This is a genomic window from Pseudogemmobacter lacusdianii (genome assembly GCF_030848395.1).
GTDB lineage: Bacteria > Pseudomonadota > Alphaproteobacteria > Rhodobacterales > Rhodobacteraceae > Pseudogemmobacter > Pseudogemmobacter lacusdianii.
Genome location: NZ_JAVDBT010000005.1, coordinates 160,834 through 179,545 on the forward strand (window position 1 = coordinate 160,834; position 18,712 = coordinate 179,545).

16 protein-coding genes and 1 riboswitch are annotated in these 18,712 nt (G+C 61.7%); of the genes, 14 read left to right on the forward strand and 2 right to left on the reverse strand.

What is annotated here, in order from left to right:
- Positions 1–3 precede the first annotated feature (3 nt).
- Positions 4–873 carry an RNA methyltransferase gene (locus tag Q9295_RS06740; protein WP_306679759.1) on the reverse strand — a complete coding sequence of 290 codons (870 nt, stop codon included), beginning with the start codon at positions 871–873 and terminating at the stop codon, positions 4–6.
- 235 nt (positions 874–1,108) lie between these two features.
- On the opposite strand from Q9295_RS06740, the gene miaB reads away from it, so the two are divergent.
- From miaB to rodA, 13 genes are all read left to right on the forward strand, one after another.
- Positions 1,109–2,404, forward strand: a complete 1,296-nt coding sequence (gene miaB, locus Q9295_RS06745; protein WP_306679760.1) for a tRNA (N6-isopentenyl adenosine(37)-C2)-methylthiotransferase MiaB — start codon at positions 1,109–1,111, stop codon at positions 2,402–2,404.
- 202 nt (positions 2,405–2,606) lie between these two features.
- Complete coding sequence (locus Q9295_RS06750) at positions 2,607–3,176, forward strand: OmpA family protein (protein ID WP_306679761.1); 570 nt, start codon at positions 2,607–2,609, stop codon at positions 3,174–3,176.
- A 17-nt stretch (positions 3,177–3,193) separates the two neighbouring features.
- Positions 3,194–3,598: a hypothetical protein gene (locus Q9295_RS06755; RefSeq protein WP_306679762.1), complete on the forward strand. Its 405-nt coding sequence runs from the start codon at positions 3,194–3,196 to the stop codon at positions 3,596–3,598.
- 260 nt (positions 3,599–3,858) lie between these two features.
- Positions 3,859–4,866: a PhoH family protein gene (locus tag Q9295_RS06760; RefSeq protein WP_373457433.1), complete on the forward strand. Its 1,008-nt coding sequence runs from the start codon at positions 3,859–3,861 to the stop codon at positions 4,864–4,866.
- A gap of 196 nt (positions 4,867–5,062) precedes the next feature.
- Positions 5,063–5,593, forward strand: coding sequence for an rRNA maturation RNase YbeY (ybeY, locus tag Q9295_RS06765; protein WP_373457434.1), 531 nt, complete (start codon positions 5,063–5,065; stop codon positions 5,591–5,593).
- A 41-nt stretch (positions 5,594–5,634) separates the two neighbouring features.
- On the forward strand, positions 5,635–6,543 hold the full coding sequence (locus Q9295_RS06770; RefSeq protein ID WP_306679763.1) for a transporter associated domain-containing protein: 909 nt from the start codon (positions 5,635–5,637) through the stop codon (positions 6,541–6,543).
- A gap of 57 nt (positions 6,544–6,600) precedes the next feature.
- Positions 6,601–8,094, forward strand: a complete 1,494-nt coding sequence (gene lnt / locus Q9295_RS06775) for an apolipoprotein N-acyltransferase (protein ID WP_306679764.1) — start codon at positions 6,601–6,603, stop codon at positions 8,092–8,094.
- Between the two features lie 36 nt (positions 8,095–8,130).
- Positions 8,131–8,179, forward strand: a riboswitch (SAM-SAH riboswitch).
- Between the two features lie 7 nt (positions 8,180–8,186).
- Positions 8,187–9,353, forward strand: a complete 1,167-nt coding sequence (gene metK / locus Q9295_RS06780; protein WP_306679765.1) for a methionine adenosyltransferase — start codon at positions 8,187–8,189, stop codon at positions 9,351–9,353.
- Positions 9,354–9,704: 351 nt separating this feature from the next.
- Positions 9,705–10,754: a rod shape-determining protein gene (locus Q9295_RS06785; protein WP_306679766.1), complete on the forward strand. Its 1,050-nt coding sequence runs from the start codon at positions 9,705–9,707 to the stop codon at positions 10,752–10,754.
- A gap of 87 nt (positions 10,755–10,841) precedes the next feature.
- Positions 10,842–11,840 carry a rod shape-determining protein MreC gene (gene mreC / locus Q9295_RS06790; RefSeq protein WP_306679767.1) on the forward strand — a complete coding sequence of 333 codons (999 nt, stop codon included), beginning with the start codon at positions 10,842–10,844 and terminating at the stop codon, positions 11,838–11,840.
- The gene (locus Q9295_RS06795; RefSeq protein ID WP_306679768.1) at positions 11,837–12,376 is read left to right on the forward strand and encodes a rod shape-determining protein MreD; all 540 of its coding nucleotides are present in this window, start codon (positions 11,837–11,839) and stop codon (positions 12,374–12,376) included. Before mreC ends, Q9295_RS06795 begins: the two co-directional genes overlap by 4 nt.
- Entirely contained in the window at positions 12,373–14,319 is a 1,947-nt protein-coding gene (mrdA, locus tag Q9295_RS06800; protein ID WP_306679769.1) for a penicillin-binding protein 2, read from the forward strand. Before Q9295_RS06795 ends, mrdA begins: the two co-directional genes overlap by 4 nt.
- A gap of 5 nt (positions 14,320–14,324) precedes the next feature.
- The gene (gene rodA, locus Q9295_RS06805) at positions 14,325–15,464 is read left to right on the forward strand and encodes a rod shape-determining protein RodA (protein ID WP_306679770.1); all 1,140 of its coding nucleotides are present in this window, start codon (positions 14,325–14,327) and stop codon (positions 15,462–15,464) included.
- 174 nt (positions 15,465–15,638) lie between these two features.
- Here rodA and fsa read toward each other — a convergent pair whose 3' ends face one another.
- A complete protein-coding gene (gene fsa / locus Q9295_RS06810) occupies positions 15,639–16,292 on the reverse strand; it encodes a fructose-6-phosphate aldolase (RefSeq protein ID WP_306679771.1) in 654 nt (217 codons plus the stop codon).
- Positions 16,293–16,390: 98 nt separating this feature from the next.
- On the opposite strand from fsa, the gene Q9295_RS06815 reads away from it, so the two are divergent.
- Entirely contained in the window at positions 16,391–18,580 is a 2,190-nt protein-coding gene (locus Q9295_RS06815) for a primosomal protein N' (RefSeq protein ID WP_306679881.1), read from the forward strand.
- The last annotated feature ends 132 nt before the right edge of the window (positions 18,581–18,712 follow it).

Below are 18,712 nucleotides of genomic sequence, written 5' to 3' on the forward strand. Positions count from 1 at the left end.
AGGTTAGAACCACTGCCCCGGCTCAATCAGCCCCAGGTCCATCAATTGCTGGCTGTGCCAGGTGAAGGGCACCGAGTTGTGCCAGCGGAAATCTTTGATCGCAAAGCGGCTGCCAGGGTTGCTGCGCAGGGCTTTTGCGGTGCGAAAAGAGCAAATCGCCGCCGTGAGGTTGTTGTGCCAGGGGCAGGCGTAAGTATTGAATTCTTCATCAGAAAACGTGAAGTCCGGCCGCAGCCGCAAGCCTTTTTGGGCGCGGAAAAGCGACACTCGGTCGATCTTGCGGCGGGACCAGGGGATGTGTTCTTCGAAACGCCAGCGTAATCCGCCGTAAAAATCGAGTTGGCGGTCTTTGGGTTGCCAGTTCTTCGCCTCGTCCTTGCGGGCAAGGGAATAATAGCCCGAACGGTCCAAATGCGCGTCGGACAAAGAGACGGCGTTGCTGTGTTCCGACAGATTTCCCGCATAAAGATCAATCACATAGCTGATCATTGCCGAGCGGCGTTCTTCGGCGTGAAAGGCGAGGAGGTCTTTGACAGAGCGGGATTCGCTGAAGGGGAAAAACAGGTATTCCGCGTTAAAACTGTAATAAATCCATTGGTTTAGCGCGGCGTCATTGATGCGATTGACCGCCTCGATCAGGGCGTTTTCGGCGTAAACATCATAGGTAACGTGGTGGACTTTTTCGGCTAAGGCATTGGGAAGACTGACTTCTTCGGGCGCAAAGAGCACCACGCAGCCAAAGCCGCTTTGCAGGTTGTGGCGCAAGGTGCTTTCGAGCTCCACCACATCCTCGGCCATGGTCAATGCGATCGGCCCGCGCGCCAAGGCTTGCGGGGCTTTGTCGATAAACTCTTCAATATCAGCGTATTGCATCGCGCGGCTTGGGCCCCTTTTGCCCGTTTTGGTGCCAGAGCGGTCGGCTCAAGCCTCGGACTTGCCGGGTCAAAGTCATTGATCTTCGGAGCCAAGGCAAGAGGGTCTGGTTTTGGTATGGCTGACGTATGGCTTAGGTATGGCTTTGGTCATGCCGCCCGCAAAGCGCGCTGCAAAGCCTGCCGCGTTGCCCAATCCGGGCTGGGGGTGTAGAGACCGCCGCAGGAGGCCGGACATGGAAGCGCCGAAAAAACTCTTCATCAAGACCTATGGCTGTCAGATGAATGTCTATGACAGCGAGCGCATGGCTGAGGCTATGGGCGCTGAGGGCTATGTCCAGACCGAGACGGTGGAAGAGGCCGATATGGTGCTTCTGAACACCTGCCATATCCGCGAGAAGGCGAGCGAGAAGCTTTACTCGGACCTTGGGCGGCTGCGGAATTTGAAAGCGGCCAAGCCGGAGATGAAGGTCGGCGTCGCGGGCTGCGTGGCGCAGGCCGAAGGGGCCGAGATCTTGCGGCGGATGCCGCTGGTCGATCTGGTGGTCGGGCCGCAAAGCTACCACCGGCTGCCGGCGATGGTGAAGGCCGAAGGCCGTCAGGTCGATACCGAGTTTCCAACGGAAGATAAGTTTGACCACCTGCCGCAACGCAAGGGCTATCGCGGCCCGACCGCGTTTTTGACGGTGCAAGAAGGCTGCGACAAGTTTTGCGCCTTTTGCGTGGTGCCCTATACGCGGGGGGCCGAGGTCAGCCGCCCCGCCTCGCGGCTGTTGAAGGAGGCGCGCGATCTTGTGGCGCGCGGCGTGCGGGAAATCACCCTGCTGGGCCAGAATGTGAATGCCTATCACGGCGAAGATCGCACGCTGGCCGGGCTGATCCGCGAGATGGCGCAGATCGAGGGGTTGGACCGGCTGCGCTATACGACGAGCCACCCCAATGACATGGGCGATGATTTGATCGCGGCCCATGCCGAAGTGCCGCAGCTGATGCCTTACCTGCATTTGCCGGTGCAATCGGGCTCGGATCGGATTTTGAAGGCGATGAACCGCAAACATACCGCGGCGCATTATCTCGATCTGATTGGCAAGATCCGCCAAGCGCGACCGGATGTGCTGCTGACCTCGGATTTCATTGTGGGTTTCCCCGGTGAGACGGATCAGGATTTCCAAGAGACGATGCGCCTTGTGCGCGCGGTGGGCTACGGCGCGGCCTATTGCTTTAAATACTCGGCCCGCCCCGGCACCCCGGCGGCGGAAAAGACCCCGGTGCCCTCGGACGTGGCCGATGCAAGATTGCAAGAGCTGCAAGGTTTGATCTTGGCCCAGCAGCAAGCGGCGCAGCAGGCGATGGTCGGCCAAGTGGTGGAAGTTCTTTACGAAAAGCCCGGTCGTCTGCCCGGTCAGATGGTTGGAAAGTCGCAGCATCTGATGGCGGTGCATGTGCAAGATGCCACTGGCAAGACCGGCGATCTGGTGCGCGCGCGCGTCACCTCGGCGGTGACGAATTCGCTGTCGGCGGTCTTGCTTTAGGGCTCGGCTGCGCGATTGGGCAGCCGGCGGTGCGGGTTTCCCTTTCAGCGACAATCCGGGTTCTGATACCCTATATTGTGTGGCGGAAGCCCAAAACCCCGACATTAATGGGCGGGTTCCGTAAAATTTTCTTTACTTCGCGTCACCGGACCGGCAACTCTCCGCTCAATTGTTATAGCATGGTGTAAGGGGGGCTCTGGCCGTGAGCTTTTATTCACGCGCAGCGCGAATGTTGGTGGCTGGGCTTGTGCTTTGCTTCGGCATGGCCGGCGCGACCGCAAGTTTCGCCGATGAGAATGCAGTCGTCACCGGTAAGATCGAATGGGGCGTCTGGATTGACGACGACGGTTGCATGCATTGGTGGGCAGATGGCGGCTTGGAAGGCTATATGGTGCCGCGCCGCAACCCCAAGACCGGCAAGCCAGTTTGTTTGAAGAAAAACACTTGCTTGGTCGAAAACACCGATACGCTTTTTGCGACTGACAGCCATAAGCTGACCGCCTCGGGCCGCGACCGGCTGCGCAAGTTCTTCTCAAGCGCTGGCGCCTTTGGCTATGCGATCTACGGCCATACCGACAGCCGCGCCTCGGATGAATACAACATGGCGCTTTCGAAGCGCCGCGCCCATTCGGTGGCTGAGGTGGCCCGTTCGGTTGGCGCCTCGGTGGAGCGGGAGTTGGGCTTTGGCGAGCGTCAGCCCATCGCCTCGAATCAGACGGTGGCAGGCATGGCCAAGAACCGTCGTGTTGAAATCATCTGCTACCGGTGGTGAATATGATGCAGGGCTATATGAAACTGAGCGTTCTTCTAGCGCCGCTCATGCTGGGGGCTTGTGTGGCCGGCGACGGCTTGCGCGTCTATAGCGGGCCTGATGATGTGATCGCCACGGGCGTGGATAAGGGCCGCGACACGGGCGCTTTGACCCATGGCCGCGCCGCGATCGCCTATGATCCCGATGGCTGCCAGAACTGGATCATCGACGATGGGGTCGAGGGCTATTCCTCGCCGCGCTTCGATCCGGCCTCGGGTCTGCCGGTGTGCAACGATAAGTTCCCGCCCGGAACGGTGATCCGCGACTATCAGTCGGGGACGCAGGGTCTGAAGGACTTTGTTCCGGGTCCGGGGCGGAAGGTTGTGGTGGTCAAGCAATGCCCGGCTGGCACGACCTCGGTGAACGGGATCTGCACCAAGTAAGCTTGGGTTTGGCAGGAGATGAGCAAAGGCCGTGGCATCTGCTGCGGCCTTTGGCTTTTGGCGGTGCCGCATCACTTTTGCGCGACGCTCTTGCTGGGGCCGCGGGGCATTCCAAATAATCCCTGTGATGATCCCCCTGATTGTCACACTGGTATTATCGCCAGTGGCGCTACATATAGCGGAGCGTGTGTTTTTCCTTGCCAGATGGCGGGGTGAGGCGCAGGCTCGACCTACCTGCCATCTGAACAATGGAGATCCTTTTGGGCATCAGCGCGCTGACCCCCCCGACCCGTCCCGAGGATATGGTGGAAACCGTCCTGGAATTTCCCGACAATCGTCTGTTGATCGAGCTTTGTGGCGAGTTTGACCGCAATCTGTCGCAGGTAGAGCATCAGCTGGGGGTGAATATCCTGCGGCGCGGCAACCGGTTGGCGGTGATCGGCGATAAATCCGCGCGCGAGCAGGGGGCGGCCGTGCTGCGCAGCCTCTATGCGCGGCTCGAGGCTGGGCGCTCGGTCGAGGCGGGCGATATCGATGGCGCGCTGCGGCTGGCCGGACCGGGGGCTGTGCCGGCTGAGGGCGAGCAGATCGAGATGTTCAAGCCCGGCATGGAGCTGCGCACCCGCAAAAAGCCGGTGGAGCCGCGGACCGAGGCGCAAAAGGCCTATGTCGCCAATCTCTTCAACCATGAGCTGGCCTTCGGCATTGGCCCGGCGGGCACCGGTAAGACCTATCTGGCGGTGGCGGTGGGCGTGACCATGCTGCTGACCGGGGCGGTGGAGAAGATCATCCTGTCGCGCCCTGCGGTCGAAGCGGGCGAGCGGCTCGGCTTTCTGCCCGGCGATATGAAGGAAAAAGTCGATCCCTATATGCAGCCGCTTTATGACGCGCTGAACGACTTTTTGCCCGCCAAACAGGTGGAAAAGCTGATCTTGGACAAACGGATCGAGATCGCGCCTTTGGCCTTCATGCGCGGCCGCACTTTGTCGAATGCTTTCGTGGTGTTGGATGAGGCGCAAAACGCCACCACAATGCAGATGAAGATGTTCCTCACCCGGCTCGGCGAGGGCTCGCGCATGGTGATCACCGGCGACCGCACCCAAGTGGACTTGCCGCGCGGCACGGCCTCGGGGCTGGCCGATGCCGAGCGGATCTTGAAGGGCATCAAAGGCGTGTCTTTCAACTATTTCACCGCCAAGGATGTGGTGCGCCACCCCTTGGTGGGCCGGATCATTGAGGCCTATGAGGCCGACGAGGCTAAGGCCTGAGAAAAAAAAAGACCGGGGCGCGCTGAAGCGCGCGCGCCCCGGATGCCTCCGGCGGGGATATTTAGAGACAGAAAATGAATAAGGGAAAATGCTCTCCTCATTTTCTGTCCTTAAATATCCCGGGGGTTGAGGGGGCAGAGCCCCCTCTCTTTTCGCTTCTCTTGCCTCTCGCCCCAGCAAAGGTTAGGCGCGGGCTATGATGAGCCAAGACAACGCCCCGCAAGATGAGCCGCTGATCGACCTTGTGATCGAGGATGATCGCTGGGAGGCCTTTGGCCTTGAGCATTTGGCCGAGGCTGCGGCATCTGCGGCGCTGGCGGGGCTTGGCCTGCCGAAAGCCGGCTTTTTGATCTCGCTGCTGGCTTGCGATGATGCGCGTATTGCCACGCTCAATGCCGATTTTCGCGGCAAGCCCACGCCGACCAATGTGCTCAGCTGGCCCTCGGAAGAGCGCGCGGCAGAGGTGATCGGCGAAGAGCCTGAGCGCCCCGAGCCGGGCGAGGTGGATGATCCCGAAGAGCTTGGCGACATCGCCATTGCCTATGAGACCTGCGCGCGGGAGGCGGAAGAGCAGGGCAAGCCGATGGCCGATCATGTCACCCATTTGATCATCCACGCCGTGCTGCATTTGCTGGGCTATGACCATATCGAGGACGAAGACGCCACGCTGATGGAGGCGCATGAGGTGCGCATACTTGCGTCTATGGGCCTATCTGACCCATATTAGGCGCGCATCCGCCAGACGGATGTTTGTTGGACAAAGGATCGATGGGCAGTAGCACCGATGGGCAGGCGGCATCGCAAAGCGCGATGCAGGAGCCAGCCGAAGACGAACGACCCGAGGCCGCAACACGCGGCTTCTTGGGGCGGATCCTTTCCGCATTCTCGCCCTCAACCGACGCAGAGGGCACGCCTGATGCGCCTCTGACCGCGCAAGGCAGCGCCGGGCTTGGCGCTTTGCGCCGGCTGCGGGTGGATGATGTGGCGATCCCCAAAGCCGAGATCACGGCCGTGCCTTTGGACATCGGCAAAGATGATCTGGTCGAGATGTTCCGCGAACATGGTTTCAGCCGTATGCCGGTCTATAAGGGCACTTTGGACCATCCGCAGGGCTTGGTTTTGCTGAAGGATTTGGCGCTGACGCATGGTTTTGGGGCTGGCGGCCGGTTCAGCCTCAAGCGGCTTTTGCGCCCCATTCTTTACGCGCCGCCCTCGATGCCCTCGGGCGTGCTTTTGCAAAAGATGCAAAAGGAGCGGGTGCATATGGCCTTGGTCATTGATGAATATGGCGGGGTCGATGGTCTGGTGACCATTGAAGACCTCATTGAGACCGTGATCGGCGAGATCGATGACGAGCATGATGAGGTTGAAGGCGCTTTGTGGAAGGCCGAGGCGCCGGGGGTGATCTTGGCGCAATCCACCGCGCCTTTGGAAGAAATCGAGGCGGCTTTGGAGATGAAGCTGCGCGCCGATGGCGAAGGCGAGGATGTCGATACGATCGGCGGTCTGGTCTTTTTGCGCATGGGCCGGGTTCCGGCGCGCGGTGAGGTGCTGGACCACGAGTCCGGCGCGCAGATCGAGATTGTCGATGCCGATCCTCGGCGGATCAAGCGGCTGCGCATTCGCCGTCATGCCGAGCCGGTGGCCGAGGCCGAAGCGGTGGCGGTGTTGCGGTAAATGGCGTTTTGGTCCGGGCTGAAGAGCTGGCTTTGGCCTGGCCGTAGAAAAGCCGCGTTGAGTGTTGCGCTGGGCGCAGGCGTGGCTTTGGGGCAGGTGCCCTTTGGCTTGCATATCGTGGCTTTGGCGGCGCTTTGCGGGGTGCTGGCGCTTTTGGTGCGGCAGGCCCGGGCGCGCGACGGCTTTGCTGTCGCGCTGTTTGCCGGGGCGGGGCATTTTGCCTTGGCGCTCAATTGGATTGTGCAGCCTTTCTTTGTGGACCCTTGGGTTTACGGCTGGATGGCCCCCTTTGCTTTGGCGCTTTTGGCCTTCGGCTTGGCGCTCTTTTGGGCCGGAGCCTCGGCTTTGGCTGTGCGCTTGGCGCGCCCCGGTGGGCTGCGGCTTTTGGCCTTGGTGGCGGCTTTGGCCTTGGCGGATTTGGCGCGGGGCTATCTGCTGACCGGCTTTCCTTGGGCGCTTTTTGGCCATTTGGCGCTGGACACCTCGGCCGAGCAACTGGCGGCTCTGATCGGCGGCTATGGGTTGGGGGCCTTGGTACTGGCGCTTTGCGCGCTGCCTGTGCTGGCGCCGAAGGCCGGGACGGCGGCCTCGGTGGCGGTTTTGGCCGGGGTCTTGCTTTGGGGGCAGCAGCACGCGCGGTTGGCGCCCAGTGAGGCGGGCGAGGCTCCGGTTGTGCGCTTGGTGCAGCCTGCGATTGCGCAAAGCCTGAAATGGAACCCCGAGGAGGCGCGGGCGAATTTCGATCTGTTGATGGCTTTGACGGAAAGCCCCTTGGAGGCGGCCCCGGCGCTGGCGCTTTGGCCCGAGACGGCGGTGCCTTATCTGATGACCGAAGGCGAGGGCGCGGCGCTGGCCTTGGGCGGGCTGAAGATCCCGGTGGCCTCGGGCTATCAGCGGGTCGAGGGCGACGGGCGGCAGGCCTGGAACAGCTTTGCGCTTTTCGGGCCGGGGGGCAGCATTGGGCCGAGCTATGATAAGGTCCATCTGGTGCCCTTTGGCGAATATATTCCCTTTGGCGATCTGGCTTACCGGCTTTTCGGTTTGCGGGCTTTTGCGGCGCAGCAGGGGGCGGGGTATACGGCGGGCCGTAAAGCCGAGCTGATGGATTTCGGGCCTGCGTTGAACGGGCTTTTGGGTCGGGCGCGGGTGTTGATTTGCTATGAGGCGATCTTCCCCGAGGAGGTTTGGACCGAAGAGCGTCCGGCTTGGATCTTGCAAATCACCAATGATGCTTGGTTTGGCACTTTGACCGGACCGTATCAGCATTTCGCGCAAGCGCGGTTGCGGGCGATTGAGCAGGGTCTGCCCTTGGTGCGGGTGGCCAATACCGGGATTTCAGCCGTGGTGGATGCGCGCGGGCAGGTGGTTGCGGATGTGAGCGGTGCGCCGGCGCTGATGGGCATGGGCGCGCGCGGGGTTTTGGATGTGGCTTTGCCCGGCGCTTTGCCGGCACCGCTTTATGCCCGCAGCGGTGATCTGCCGCTGGTTGTGCTGTTGCTTGCAGCACTCGGCTTTGCGGCGATCGGGCGCGGGGCGCGTGAGCGCACTTGAAAAACAGGGCCGGACCGCTTAGGCGGGGCGAGTACTAAACCGTCACAACGGCTTCCTGGCGTGACGGGTAAACCCCAACGGAGCACTTCCCCATGAGCCGCAACTCCTACGTCTTCACCTCTGAATCCGTTTCAGAGGGACATCCCGACAAGTTGTGCGATCGCGTTTCTGACGCGGTGCTGGACGCATTTCTGACCGAAGAGCCCAATGCCCGTGTCGCCTGTGAAACCTTTGCCACCACCAATCGTGTGGTTGTGGGCGGGGAGGTTGGTCTTTCGTCGAAAGAGAAGACCAAGGCGATGATGGAACGCATCGACGGTATTGTCCGCGATTGCGTGCGCGACATTGGATACGAGCAAAAGAAATTCCACTGGGAAAAGATCAAGATCCACAACTATCTGCATGAGCAGTCGGCGCATATCGCGCAAGGCGTGGACCGTGACGGGGCAGGCGATCAGGGCATTATGTTCGGCTATGCTTGCTCGGAGACGCCCGAGCTGATGCCGGCGCCGATCCAATATGCCCATGCCATCCTGCGCCGTCTGGCCGAGGTGCGCAAATCCGGCCAAGAGCCGACTTTGGGCCCGGATGCCAAATCGCAGCTGTCGTTGCGCTATGAAGACGGCAAGCCGGTTGAGGTGACCTCGATTGTGCTCTCGACGCAGCATGCCTCGAAGCGGCAGACCTCGAAGGTGATCCGTGGCATCGTCGAGCCCTATATCCGCGAGATCCTGCCCGAAGGCTGGATCACCAAAAAGACCGAATGGCATGTGAACCCGACCGGGGTTTTCGTGATCGGCGGCCCCGATGGCGATGCAGGTCTGACGGGACGTAAGATCATCGTGGATACTTACGGTGGCGCGGCACCGCATGGTGGCGGGGCCTTCTCCGGCAAGGATCCGACCAAGGTGGACCGCTCGGCGGCCTATGCGGCGCGGTATCTCGCGAAGAACGTAGTGGCGGCGGGTCTGGCTGAGCGCTGCACCTTGCAGGTGAGCTATGCGATTGGCGTAGCCAAGCCCTTGTCGATCTATGTCGATACGCATGGCACCGGGAAAGTTGAGGCTGCGGCGATTGAGCGGGCGGTGATGGAGGTTATGGACCTCACGCCGCGCGGCATTCGTGAGCATCTGAACCTGACGCGCCCGGTCTATGCCCGCACGGCGGCTTATGGCCATTTCGGTCGGGCTCCGACGGCGGATGGCGGCTTCAGCTGGGAGCGCGTCGATCTGGTTGAGGCGCTGAAGAAAGCGGTCTGAGCCGGGCTGCGGGCGCGGGGGGCATCGAGCCCCCGCTTGCCCGCGTTGCCACGGGAGGAATGAAAGCGGCGGTTCCTTTTCAGGGCCGCCGTTTGCTTTTGTGGTGGGCGAATGATGGGCCGCAGCGGGCAGGTGGAGGCTGAAAATCTGCTAGATTGTTCGATATGTGCAAATTATTGCGCTGACTGAGGCCTATAATGTTGAAAATGTGCAAATTTCCGCCGGACACGCGGATTTGCGTGACCGGGTGAAGCCTAGGCTTTCGCTTATTTCTGCAAGCCTTTATATGAAGACGCCCCCCTCTCTTTGGCGAGTCGTGGGACGCGTTACAACTGGCAAGGACCCGTCCGCATGTCTCTCTTCTCTGGTCTCACCTCTGGGCTTTTCTCGTCTGATATGGCGATCGATCTGGGGACAGCCAATACGCTGGTCTATATCCGTGGCCGTGGCATCGTGCTGAACGAGCCCTCGGTGGTGGCCTATCACATCAAGGACGGCAAGAAGCAGGTTCTGGCGGTGGGCGAGGATGCCAAGCTGATGCTGGGCCGCACGCCGGGCACGATCGAGGCGATCCGCCCGATGCGCGACGGGGTGATTGCGGACTTTGAAGCCGCCGAAGAGATGATCAAGAATTTCATCCGCAAGGTGCAAAAGCGTTCGGTCTTCAGCCGCGTGAAGGTGATCGTTTGCGTGCCGCATGGCGCGACGCCGGTGGAGAAACGCGCGATCCGCAACTCGGTGCTGCAAGCGGGTGCCAAGCGCGCCGGGCTGATTGCCGAGCCGATTGCGGCGGCGATTGGCGCAGGCATGCCGATCACCGAGCCGACCGGCTCGATGGTGGTGGATATCGGCGGCGGCACCACGGAAGTTGCCGTCTTGAGCTTGGGCGATATCGTTTATGCGCGCTCGGTCCGCGTTGGCGGCGACCGGATGGATGAGGCGATCATCTCTTATCTGCGGCGTCACCAGAACCTGTTGATCGGGGAATCGACCGCCGAGCGGATCAAGACCTCGATCGGCACGGCGCGGATGCCCGATGATGGGCGCGGCTCTTCGATGACCATTCGTGGGCGCGACCTGTTGAACGGTGTGCCGAAGGAAACCGAGATCAACCAAGCCCAAGTGGCCGAGGCTTTGGCCGAGCCGGTGCAGCAGATTTGCGATGCGGTGATGCAGGCTTTGGAGGCCACTCCGCCGGATCTGGCGGCGGATATCGTAGACCGCGGCGTGATGCTGACCGGGGGCGGGGCTTTGCTGGGTGATCTTGATCTCGCGCTGCGCGAGCAGACCGGGCTTTCGATCTCGGTGGCGAATGAGTCGCTGAATTGTGTTGCTTTGGGCACCGGCAAAGCCTTGGAATACGAAAAGCAACTGCGCCACGTGATCGATTACGACAGCTGAGCCGCTGGCGCAGAACCGCAGCGATCAGCTGATGCAGGGGCGCTTTTGCGGCGCCTCTAGGGGACGGCACCGGGTTTTGAGGCGCTTTTGGCCAGAGTGAGACCATCGGAAGACTATTCGCGCCCGCTGCGCCGCCTGTTGGTGGTGCTGCTGGTGCTGCTCCTGTTTGGCATCTTCATGCTCTGGCGGATCGACTCGCCACGCGTCGAGCGGTTCCGTGCGGCTTTGGTTGATGCGGTGGTGCCGAATATGGAATGGGCGCTGGTGCCGGTGCGGCGCGCGGCGGGGATGGTGGAAGATTTCCAGTCCTACAATCGGATCTATGAGCAGAACCAAGAGCTGAAGCGCGAGCTGCAAAAGATGTCGGCTTGGAAAGAGGCGGCGCGGCAGCTGGGCGAGCAGAATGCGCGGCTGTTGGATCTGAACAAGGTGCGGCTCGATCCGAAGCTGACTTGGGTGACGGGGCAGGTTTTGGCCGATTCCGGCAGCCCGTTCCGGCAATCGGTGCTGCTGAACGTGGGCGCGCGGGACGGCATCCGCGATGGCTGGGCGACGATGGATGGTCTGGGCTTTGTGGGCCGGATCTCGGGCGTGGGCCCGCGCACCAGCCGGGTGATTTTGCTGACCGATACCAACAGCCGGGTGCCGGTGACGGTGCAGCCCTCGGGACAGAAGGCGCTGTTGTCGGGTGACAATTCGGCAATGCCGATCTTGGAGTTCATCGAGGACACCGATGAGATTGCGCCGGGGGACCGGGTGGTGACGGCCGGAGACGGCGGGGTGCTGCCGGCGGGGCTGTTGGTTGGCCAGGTGGTGCGCGACACCGATCGGCGGCTGCGCGTGGTGATGTCGGCGGAATATCAACGGCTTGAGTTCTTGCGCGTGCTGCGCAGCCATGAGCTGGAACCGATCACTGATCCCGGCGCGCTGATCGCGCCTCCGCTCTTGCCCTCGGCGCCGGAAGTGGCGGTGGATGGCGAGGGGGAGGCAGCAGCGCCTCCGGTGCAGGGGGGCGGTGACGTGGGCGAAGAGGGCTCGGGCGCGGCTGAGGCAGGCGATGAGGCGGCGGGCGAGGCCAGCCCATGAATGGCTTCATCGGTGCCGCGCCTTGGGGTTACCGCATCCTGTTCCTGTGGCTTGCGATCCTGTTTTTGTTCCTAAAGCTTTTGCCGCTTGGCTCGGCCGCTGGGGGTTTTCCGGGGCCGGATTTGCTGCTGTGCATGTCCTTGGCTTGGGTCATGCGGCGGCCGGATTATCTGCCGGTGGCTTTGGTCGCCTTGGTGGTTTTCGTCGAGGATTTGATCTTGATGCGCCCACCCGGGCTATGGACCGCCTTTGTGGTCATGGGCACCGAGTTCATCCGGGCGCGGATCGCACTGACACGTGAGTTGAATTTTCTGGTCGAATGGCTACTGGTCGCGGGGCTGATGGTGGCGATGCTGCTGGGCTACCGGTTGGTCTATATGCTGACCTTCCTGCCGCAAGAACCTTTTGCTTTTGCGGTGATTCAGGTGTTTTGGTCGGTGATGGCCTATCCTGTCGTGGTGGTCGCTTCGCGGCTTGTGCTGGATCTGCGAAAGCCCGGAACGGGCGAAACCGATGATTTCGGGAGGCGGCTGTGAGACGCACCCAAAAGGACAATGAAGACAGCCATCGCGGCATCACCCGGCGCACGCTGATGATGGGCGGGGCGATGTCGGCGATGGTCGTCGCCTTGGGCGCGCGGCTGCGGTATCTGCAGATCGATCAGGCCGATGAGTTCAAGCTTTTGGCCGAGGAAAACCGCATCTCGGTGCGGCTCTTGCCGCCCCGCCGGGGCATTATCTTTGACCGCAATGGCAAGGTGATTGCGGGCAATGAGCAGAATTACCGGGTGGTCGTGACGCGCGAAGATGCGGGCGATGTGGATCTGGTGATGAAGCGGTTGGCCTCGCTGATCCCGATGACGCCGGAAGAGCTGGAAGATGCCACGGCGGCGGTGAAGAAGCATTCGGCCTTTGTGCCGGTGATCGTTAAGGATCGGATTTCTTGGGAGGATTTCTCAAAGATCGCGATCAATGCGCCGGCTTTGCCGGGGGTGGTGCCGGAAATGGGCCTGTCGCGCCAATACCCGCGCGACACCGATTTCGCCCATTCGGTGGGCTATGTCGGCCCGGTCTCGGACCGCGATCTTGAGGGCGAGGAAGCGCCTGACCCTGTGCTGCGCCTGCCGAAGTTCCAGATCGGCAAGATCGGGGTTGAGCGCTGGATGGAAAGCACTTTGCGCGGCTCGGCGGGCACGAAACGCATCGAAGTGAACCATGTTGGCCGCGTCATGCGCGAGCTGGAGCGGCATGAGGGTGAGGCGGGGGCCGATATCCGGCTGACCATCGATGCCGATGTGCAGAACTTCGCCCAAGCCCGGTTGGGCGAGGAAAGCGCGGCCGCTGTGGTGATGGATGTGCGCAATGGCGATATCATTTGCATTGCCTCATCTCCGTCCTTCGACCCCAATCTTTTCGTGCGTGGGATCAGCCAGAAAGATTACTCGGCCCTGACCGAGCATGACCACCGCCCCTTGGCCAATAAGTCGGTCTCGGGGGCCTATCCGCCCGGCTCGACCTTCAAGATGGTGACGGCTTTGGCCGCTTTGGAGGCAGGGGCGATCAAGCCCGGCCATGCGGTGCGTTGCCCCGGCTATATGGAATTTGGCGGGCGGCGCTTCCACTGCCATTCGCGTGGCGGCCATGGCACGGTCAATTTGGCGCAAAGCTTAGAGAAAAGCTGCGACGTCTATTATTACGATATTTGCCAAAAAGTTGGCATCGAGAAGATGGCCGAGATGGGGCGGCTTTTCGGACTGGGCCAGCGCCATGATCTGCCGATGTCGGCGATTGCTGAGGGGATTATGCCGAACCGCGCCTGGAAGATGGAGCGGCATAAGCAGGAATGGCGGATTGGTGATACAATCAACGCCTCGATCGGGCAGGGCTATGTGCTGGCCTCGCCCTTGCAACTGGCGGTGATGACGTCGCGGATTGCCACCGGCAAGGCGGTGGTGCCGCGGTTGGTGCGGATGATTGGCACCGAAGAACAACCCATTGCCGAGGCTGAGGATTTGGGCCTATCGCCGGACAATCTGGCGATGGTGCGCCGCGGCATGAGCGATGTGATGAATGCCGAGCGGGGCACGGCGCGCTCGGCCCGGATCGCCGATCCGGCGCTGACGATGGCGGGCAAAACCGGCACCAGCCAAGTGCGCAACATCACTGCCGCCGAACGCGCGCGGGGCGTGATTTCCAATGACCAACTGCCGTGGGAACGGCGCGACCATGCTTTGTTCGTGGGCTATGCGCCCTATGACAACCCACGCTATGCGATCTCGGTCGTGGTGGAGCATGGCGGCGGCGGCTCGACCGTGGCGGCACCGATCGCGCGCGATATCTTGCTGCGGGCTTTGTCGGATGGATTGCCACCGCTGAGCGCCTATCCGGCGTCGCAGCGGGGCCGGATTGAGACGATGTTGAAGCAATTGCCGCTGCGCGACCCCGAGACGGGTGCAGCGCCTGCGCGCGGAAAGGCTTGAACCAGATGAGTTTTCTGGAAAGCCGCATCAAACATGTGCCGACCGGCATCCGCAAGGTGCTTTATCTGAATTGGCCGCTGATCCTGTTGTGTTCAGCCGTCGCCTCGGTCGGGGTCTTGATGCTTTGGTCGACGGCCGGGGGCAATTTCGACACCTGGGCCAAAAGGCAGGCGCAGGTCTTCGTCGCCGGCACGATCTTGATGCTGTTCGTGGCGATGGTGCCGATCTGGTTTTGGCGCTCGATGGCGGTGCTGGCCTATTTGTTCTCGTTCATGATGCTGCTTTACGTCGAGTTTCGCGGCCAGACCAATATGGGGGCGCAGCGCTGGATCGACTTTGGGTTCTTGCAGTTCCAGCCCTCGGAGATGATGAAATTCACGCTGGTGATGCTGCTGGCGGCCTATTACGACTGGCTGGACACCAAGAAGATCTCGCGGCCATTTTGGGTGCTGCTGCCGGTTCTTATCATCATGCTGCCGACGGTTTTGGTGCTGATGCAGCCGAACCTTGGCACGTCTTTGATGCTGATCTTGGGTGGGGCGGCGGTGATGTTCGCGGCCGGGGTGAGCTTGTGGTATTTCGCGGCTGTCGCCTCGGTCACGATCGGGATTGTCGCGGCGGTTTTCACCACGCGCGGCACGCCGTGGCAGTTCTTGCACAACTATCAATACCGCCGGATCGATACGTTTTTGGACCCTGCGGCGGATCCTTTGGGGGCGGGCTATAACATCTTGCAGGCCAAGATCGCTTTGGGCTCTGGGGGATGGTCGGGCAAGGGCTTCATGCAAGGCACGCAGAGCCGGTTGAACTTTTTGCCCGAGAAGCACACCGACTTTATCTTTACCACTTTGGCCGAGGAGTTTGGCTTTGTGGGCGCGTTTTCTTTGCTGGTGCTTTACGCGCTGATTATCGGATTTTGTATAATCTCGGCCTTGCAGAACCGCGATCGGTTCTCTTCGCTCCTGATCCTTGGCGTGGCGGCGAACTTCTTTTTCTACATCGCGGTCAACCTGTCGATGGTGATGGGGATGGCGCCGGTGGTGGGGGTTCCTTTGCCGCTGTTGAGCTATGGCGGATCGGCGATGCTGGTGATCTTGGTGGGCTTTGGGCTGGTGCAAAGCGCGCATGTGCATCGGCCGCGCTGAGGGGTTGAGGCTGCGCTGAGGGGCCAGCGGCCGGGGGTTTTCCACCCCCGGACCCCTGGAGAGTATTTCGGTCAAGATGAAAAGCTAAGGGGCTGGTTGGCCATGAAAAAAGCCGGACCGTTAGGCGCGGTCCGGCTTTTCGATTTGGTGTTTGGGGCCTTTGGCCCCGCAAGATCAGAGGATCTTTTGACCGGTTTTCGCCCAGTCTTTCATGAACTGATCCATGCCTTTGTCGGTCAGCACATGGCCAGCCATTGCCTTGATGACCGAAGGCGGAGCGGTCATCACATCGGCGCCGATCAGCGCGCATTGCGAAGCATGGTTCAGAGTGCGGATCGAGGCGGCAAGGATGTTGGTCTCGAAGCCATAGTTGTCATAGACCTGACGGATGTCCGAGATCAGCTCGAGCCCGTCGATGTTGATATCGTCCAAGCGGCCGATGAAGGGGCTGATGAAGGTCGCGCCGGCTTTGGCGGCCAAGAGCGCTTGGTTGATGCTGAAGCAGAGCGTCACGTTTACCATTTTGCCCTCTTCCGAAAGCACTTTACAGGCTTTCAAGCCGTCCCAGGTCAGCGGCACTTTGACGGCAATGTTCTCGGCGATCTCGGCCAGTTTGCGGCCTTCTTTGATCATGTCCTCGGCATTGAGCGCCACGACTTCGGCCGAAACCGGGCCTTCGACGAAGGAGCAGATTTCGCGGGTGACTTCGATGATGTCACGGCCGGATTTCATGATCAGCGAGGGGTTGGTGGTCACGCCATCAACCATACCGAGATCGTGCAATTCGCGGATGGCATCCACATCAGCGGTATCGACGAAGAATCTCATTGGAGGTGTTCCTATCTCATTGCAGGGGTGGAGGTGTAAGGGTCGCGCGGCTATTACCTGAAAGATGGATGATGCGAAAGGGCGCGTCGGGGAAAGCGATGACCGAGCGGCATTTCAGCCAAGGTGAGACGGTGGGGGTGCTCACCACCGAGCCGATTGGCCGGGTTTTGGACTATCGCGCGCCCGAGGGCGGCTGCGGCAGCGGCGATTATGTCGAGGTGCCCTTGGGGCCGCGCAAGGTTTTGGGCGTGGTTTGGGGGCCGGGCAAGGGCGATTGGGATCCGGCCAAGCTGCGGGCGGTGATCCGGGTGCTGGATGCGGCACCGATGCGCGAGGAGCTGCGGCTCTTTCTGGCGCGGGCGGCGGATTACACGCTGACGCCATTGCCCGCGATGCTGCGGCTGGCGACGCGGGCGCCGGGCTTAGGTGATCCGCCGGGGATGCGCAAGGTCTACCGGCTGGCGGGGCCGGTGCCGAACCAGCTGACCGATGCGCGCCACCGGGTGATTGAGGCGCTGCGCGGCTATGGTGGCGCCGCGGTCACTTTGGGTGAGTTGGCCGAGGCGGCGGGCTGCGGGCCTTCGGTTGTCAAAGGTCTGGTCAAGATGGGGGTGGTGGCCGAAGAGGACAGCCCCAAGGATTTGCCCTATCCCTTGCTGAACCCCAAGGGGCTGATGCGGCTGGCGGGGGATCAGTTGGCGGCGGGCGATGCCTTGGTGCATGCCGTGGCGGCGGAGGCCTATCAGGGGATTTTGCTCAAAGGCGTGACCGGCTCGGGCAAGACCGAGGTCTATCTGGAGGCGGTGGCCGAGACCTTGCGGCGCGGGCGGCAGGCCTTGGTTTTGCTGCCGGAAATTGCGCTGACGGCGGATTTTCTGGCGCGGGTTGAGACCCGCTTTGGCGCGCGGCCAGCGGAATGGCACTCGGGCGTCACGATGACCGAGCGGCGGCGGCTGTGGAAGATGCTGTCGGTTGGTGAGGCATCCTTTGTGGTGGGCGCAAGGTCGGCGCTTTTCTTGCCGTTTCAAGACCTTGGCCTGATCGTTGTCGATGAAGAGCACGACACCTCTTACAAGCAGGAAGAGGGCGTCTTGTATAATGCCCGCGATATGGCGGTGCTGCGCGCGTCAATCACCGGCTGTCCGGTGGTGCTGGCTTCGGCGACGCCGAGCCTTGAGACTTGGGCCAATGCCGAAGCCGGGAAATACACAAGGCTGAACCTTGGCGCGCGCTTTGGCGCGGCGGAATTGCCGCAGATGCGGGCGATCGATATGCGCGAGGCGGGGCTGCCGAGCACGCGCTGGATCTCGGAGGCATTGGCGCAAGGTGTGGCCGAGCGGGTGGCGCGGGGCGAGCAATCTTTGCTGTTTTTGAACCGCCGCGGCTATGCGCCGGTGACCCTGTGCCGGGCTTGCGGCGGGCAGGTGGCTTGCGATCATTGCGATGCGCGGATGGTGGAACACCGCTTTTTACAGCGGTTGATGTGCCATCAATGCGGCGCCTCGAAGCCGGTGCCGGTGGCCTGTCCGTCTTGCAAGGTTGAGGGCAAAATGGCGGCCGTGGGGCCGGGGGTGGAGCGGCTGGCCGAAGAGGTGGTTGAGCGCTTCCCGGGCGCTCGTGTGGCGGTGCTGTCTTCGGACCTTTTCGGCTCATCCCGGGCGCTGAAAGAGCAGATCGTGGCGATTGCGGATGGCGGGGCCGATATTATCATTGGCACGCAGATCGTGGCGAAAGGCCATAACTTTCCGCATCTTACGCTGGTGGGCGTGATTGATGCTGATCTGGGTTTGCACGGTTCGGACCTGCGGGCGGCAGAGCGGACATTTCAGTTGATGCGCCAAGTGGCGGGGCGCGCGGGGCGGGCGGAGAAGCCCGGAGAGGCTTGGCTGCAGACCCATCAGCCGGATCATCCGGTGATCCGGGCGATCCTTGGCGGCGATGAAGAGGCGTTTTGGCGGGCCGAGGCAGAAGAGCGGCGGGTGCAGGGCGTGCCGCCCTATGGCCGGATGGCGGGGATCATCCTTTCGGGGCCGGAACCGGCGCCTTTGTTCGATATCGGCAATGAGCTGGCGCGGCGCAACGGGCCGTTGCTGTCGGTGGGCGCCACGGTTTACGGGCCGGCGCCGGCCCCGATCGCGCGGGTGCGCGGCCGGCATCGGGTGCGGCTTTTGGTCAAAGCGCCGAAGGGCGTTGCCTTGCAACAGGCGCTTGCGCAATGGGCGGCGCAGGTGCGCTTGCCCAACAATTGCCGCTTGGCGATCGACATCGATCCACAGAGTTTCTTCTGATCTTGGCCTATTCGGACATCTCGTGCCTTCATGCTTTACGTGCCAGAGCTGCAACGTTACCTTCAAAAACGCTGGCAAAGCTGCTAGAAGCCTAGATCATCTGAAGCCTAAGTTCGTTATGATCTTAGGCTG